The organism is Vagococcus silagei, from assembly GCF_004795745.1.
GTDB lineage: Bacteria > Bacillota > Bacilli > Lactobacillales > Vagococcaceae > Vagococcus > Vagococcus silagei.
On sequence record NZ_SDGV01000037.1, the window covers coordinates 1 to 2,709 of the forward strand.

At 32.4% G+C, this 2,709-nt stretch carries 4 protein-coding genes; 1 reads left to right on the plus strand and 3 read right to left on the minus strand.

The genetic code is table 11. From position 1 onward, the window contains the following. Window positions 1–520 precede the first annotated feature (520 nt). Complete coding sequence (locus tag ESZ54_RS12000) at window positions 521–820, plus strand: hypothetical protein (protein WP_136137892.1); 300 nt, start codon at window positions 521–523, stop codon at window positions 818–820. A gap of 61 nt (window positions 821–881) precedes the next feature. On the opposite strand, the gene ESZ54_RS12005 is transcribed toward ESZ54_RS12000, so the two are convergent. The 3 genes from ESZ54_RS12005 to ESZ54_RS12015 all read right to left on the minus strand — a co-directional run. Continuing rightward, window positions 882–1,274, minus strand: coding sequence for a RidA family protein (locus ESZ54_RS12005; protein ID WP_136137893.1), 393 nt, complete (start codon window positions 1,272–1,274; stop codon window positions 882–884). A 191-nt stretch (window positions 1,275–1,465) separates the two neighbouring features. Next, the gene (locus ESZ54_RS12010; RefSeq protein WP_136137894.1) at window positions 1,466–2,401 is read right to left on the minus strand and encodes an alpha/beta fold hydrolase; all 936 of its coding nucleotides are present in this window, start codon (window positions 2,399–2,401) and stop codon (window positions 1,466–1,468) included. 95 nt (window positions 2,402–2,496) lie between these two features. Continuing rightward, a partial coding sequence (locus tag ESZ54_RS12015; RefSeq protein ID WP_162615172.1) for a transposase occupies window positions 2,497–2,709 on the minus strand: 213 nt, incomplete at its 5' end.

Below are 2,709 nucleotides of genomic sequence, written 5' to 3' on the forward strand. Positions count from 1 at the left end.
TAATGGTAACTGGCGCGCCGACAGTATTCTCTTTTTGAAATAAAGCAATCAATGGCGTTAGCTCTAATGGGGAGAAAAACTCTTGATATTTTACTTCAATCTCAAGTTCTTGTAGAATTTGGATGTCAAAAAGCGTTGGTTGTTGTATGATAGACATAGGAATCTTCCTTTCTGTTTAAGAGTCTGTCAGGACATCATAATTATAACAGATGGGGAGGTTCTTATTTTTATTGTTTTTAGAACGCTAATGTATCAAGGCATCATAATTATGAAATTAGCTCATTTACTAATTATTTCTGTATTTTTTAATAAATTCAAAAATTATACATTTATTTTTTTCGCTTCCCTATCTATAAAATTTAATTTTTGAAAATCCTATTTTATGTCTACCAAAAATGAAATTCCCCTCCCTTTTCTCGCTTAATAAAACAACTATTTGTTACCTTACATTTTTAAAAAGATAATAATTGCCCTACCCTCTTTGAATTAGATATTTAAATAAATACGAGGAAGGATTAAAATGAAAAATAAAAACTATTTAGAACTTACCCTATTTTTACTGTTCCTTATCACATTCATTTTCGCACTATTTTCCTTAAGAGCTATTCTTAACAGTATTGCAGTATTAATTGCTAATTTTCCAGAAGTAAATGTCCCTGAACTAAATTTCTTCGATGAAAGCGTCAATCCTATGACGAATATGCAAATAAAGTTGCCTATTCAAAGTTTAATTGCTGAGATTCCTATGTTTGTCATAACGCTCTTAATTTCAATATTTAGCCTCATTTTCACTTTAAAAGAAAATATGAAGAACCCATAAATACCTAACCGTCATAAAAAAAGCGAACGACCTTTGTATTTGGTCATTCGCTTTTGATCATTTATTCTGGTTTTGCAGCAATTATTTCAATTTCTATTTTTATTTCTGGTAAGCCCAGTGCAGAAATATAGGCAATCGTCATGGAAGGATTTTCAGGAAAAAATCTTACCCACTCTTGATCAAATCGCTCCCAATCAATTGGGTCCACTGACCAGATATTCACTTTTATCACGTTCTCAGGTGTCAAACCTTCTGATTGGAGAGCTAACTCAATATTCTTGAATGTATTGAGTACTTGCTGATGATGATCAGTTGGAAGTTCTCCCTCTATTGATGTGCCAATTTGGCCTGAAAATGTGTACAAAGTGCTATTCGGAGGGATAACAGTTACATGACTATACTCTCCTACTGGTTTTGGCATGGTACTTGGATTTTTTCTAATAATTTTATTCATTGCTTATCCTCTATTCTTTTAGTCTAATTTTTGGTTACAGCCAACAATTAGACTATTTTAGAAGAAAACAGCAGTCGAATAACCAATCCCAAACGCTAGATCCTTAATACTATTCTTTTTCATTGATTATTCACCTCACCTTCTAAGTCAGTATAATCAATTATCCTGAAAAAGTAAATTTTAAGCTTCGCTTACTTATGACCTAAAAATTGATTGACTTCATCATTAATTTCTTTTGCTTTAGTATGATGTAGATAGTGACCACCATCAAGGACTTTCAAATCTGATTTTTTACTATTTTTAAGGATCTCTTCATGAATTTTAACCCAATCCGGATCTGGGTCAACACTTTCAGAAGCTAACAGGTATAGTACTGGTAAAGTTTCTGGATAGTTAATTTTTTGAGTCTTTTCAAAGTTTTTGGGCATCTCTTTAGCTTCATTAATCATTGCTTCTGAGCCGAGTTTTGCAAAAGAAATATATTTATATTGTTCTTGTTCTTTTTTGCTAACAGGCGGTAGGTTCAGCATCTCTGGATTCGATTTTGCTAGAAAACGATATAAACCAGAATCCACTAAAAATGACGTCGCTGCCTCTCCGTTTTCATCTGCTCCACCTTGAGCTGGTAAACTACTATCAATGCCAATAAAACTTTGAATCTCATCTTGATAGGTATCAATATATTTAAGCGCATATACACCTGAGATTGAGTGTCCCATCAAATGATATTTTTTAATACCTTTTTCAGCCAATGCTTGATGTAATTCATCGTTCATATTTTCAACCGAACGTGACTTGTTAGTATCGGAACTTAATCCATATCCTAATGGTTCAACGACAACAACTCGATAATTTTTTTCTAGTTCTTTCGTCAAAGATTCAAAATCAATCACTGGGGAAGTCGTCATGAATCCAGGTAATAGCACAATTGTTTCGTCACCTTTACCAGTAATATTGATGTTCATTTCGCCGTCTTTCAATTTTACTTTTTCGCCATACTGTTCAATTTTTGTCGCTTCTTTCTTTAAAGCTGATTTGTTAGTCATTTGAACCATGATTAAAAAGCCTGCTACGATAATTATCAACGCCGCGATGATTATTCCTAAAACTTTTAAAAATTTTTTCATTTCATAACACTCCCTTTTCTAAATGAGCTAATTTCATAATTCACTTTTTAGAAAAGTAAACACTCGACCAATTTCAATATTCTTGTTTTTTGAAGTTAAGCGACTAGTTCTTTTCTATATTTCACTTGTGATAATCGTTGTGCTGCAAAATTCTTTAAATTATAAGCAAGTTGAATCAGTAATAGTTCCACTTGAACAATTTCTGATCGATAGTGTGTCGTATCATTTAATTTCATATGTTCTTTTAGATAACCATTCACTCTTTCAACTGCACTTCGTTTCGCGTATAGTTTTTCCCAAGCTTTTGT